The following is a 1,798-nucleotide window of genomic DNA, read 5'->3' as shown; positions in this document are numbered from 1 at the left end:
GCGCTCGCGATGCTGACGCGCCTCGCGGGCCGCGAACACGCGGTGCTGACCGCCGTCGCCGTGATCGATGCCGACGGCGAACTGCTGCCGCCCGCGCTGTCGCGCTCGTCGGTGCGCTTCGCCACCGCGTCGCGCGACGCGTATGCACGCTACGTCGAATCGGGCGAACCGTTCGGCAAGGCCGGCGCGTACGCGATCCAGGGGCGCGCGGCCGAATTCATCGAGCGAATCGACGGTTCCCATTCAGGTATCATGGGTCTGCCCCTTTTTGAGACTGCCGCGCTGCTACGCACCGCGCGCGTCGCCTTCTGAACCCACCATGAACGAAGAAATCCTGATCAACCTCACGCCGCAGGAAACGCGGGTCGCACTCGTCCAGCAAGGCGCGGTGCAGGAGCTTCACGTCGAACGCACGCTGTCGCGCGGGCGGGTCGGCAACATCTATCTCGGCAAAGTCGTGCGCGTGCTGCCCGGCATGCAGTCGGCGTTCATCGACATCGGGCTCGAGCGCGCGGCGTTCCTGCACGTCGCCGACATCTGGCATCCGCGCCTCGCGGGCGAGCCGCAGTCGGGCACGCCGCACCAGCCGATCGAGAAGATCGTGTTCGAAGGCCAGACGCTGATGGTCCAGGTGATCAAGGATCCGATCGGCACGAAGGGCGCGCGGCTGTCGACGCAGGTCAGCATTGCCGGCCGCACGCTCGTCTACCTGCCGCAGGAGCCGCATATCGGCATCTCGCAGAAGATCGAGAGCGAGGCCGAACGCGAGGCCGTGCGTGCGCGCCTGACGGCCGTGATCCCGCCGGACGAGAAAGGCGGCTACATCGTGCGCACGATCGCCGAAGATGCCACCTCCGACGAACTCGCGGGCGACGTCACGTACCTGCGCAAGACCTGGGCGACGATCGTCGCGCAGGCGCAGCGGCTGCCGGCGACGAGCCTGCTGTACCAGGATCTCGATCTCGCGCAGCGCGTGCTGCGCGATTTCGCGAACGACGACACGACGCGCATCCAGGTCGATTCGCGCGAGACGTACCAGCGCCTCTCGGAATTCGCGGGCGAGTTCACGCCGGCCGTGAGCCCGAAGCTGCACCACTACACGGGCGAGCGGCCGCTGTTCGACCTGTACAACATCGAGACGGAGATCCAGCGCGCGCTGTCGCGCCGCGTCGACCTGAAGTCGGGCGGCTACCTGATGATCGACCAGACGGAAGCGATGACGACGATCGACGTGAACACCGGCGGCTACGTCGGCGCACGCAACTTCGACGACACGATCTTCAAGACCAACCTCGAAGCCGCGCATACGATCGCGCGGCAGCTGCGGCTGCGCAACCTCGGCGGGATCATCATCATCGACTTCATCGACATGGAGAACGCCGAGCATCGCGACGCGGTGCTCTCCGAGCTGAAGAAGGCGCTGTCGCGCGACCGCACGCGCGTGACGGTCAACGGCTTCTCGCAACTCGGGCTCGTCGAGATGACGCGCAAGCGCACGCGCGAATCGCTCGCGCACGTGCTGTGCGAGCCGTGCCCGACCTGCCAGGGCAAGGGCCAGGTGAAGACGTCGCGCACCGTGTGCTACGACATCCTGCGCGAGATCCTGCGCGAGTCGCGGCAGTTCAACCCGCGTGAATTCCGCGTGATCGCCGCGCAACAGGTGATCGACCTGTTCCTCGACGAGGAATCGCAGCATCTCGCGATGCTGATCGACTTCATCGGCAAGCCGGTGTCGCTGCAGGTCGAGTCGAACCTGAGTCAGGAGCAGTACGATATCGTGCTGATGTAACGTTCCGTC

Annotated in this window: 2 protein-coding genes; both read left to right on the top strand. The window is 66.3% G+C overall.

The genetic code is table 11. From position 1 onward, the window contains the following. Positions 1-312: nucleoside triphosphate pyrophosphatase (locus JYJ84_RS35765; protein WP_205190219.1), on the top strand; the 312-nt coding region annotated here is incomplete at its 5' end. Between the two features lie 7 nt (positions 313-319). Next, positions 320-1,789: a ribonuclease G gene (gene rng / locus JYJ84_RS35760; RefSeq protein WP_069248507.1), complete on the top strand. Its 1,470-nt coding sequence runs from the start codon at positions 320-322 to the stop codon at positions 1,787-1,789. Positions 1,790-1,798: the final 9 nt, after the last annotated feature.

Source organism: Burkholderia sp. LMG 13014, from assembly GCF_905232215.1.
Classification (GTDB): Bacteria; Pseudomonadota; Gammaproteobacteria; order Burkholderiales; family Burkholderiaceae; genus Burkholderia.
This window is presented reverse-complemented; position numbering and strand designations above follow the sequence as displayed.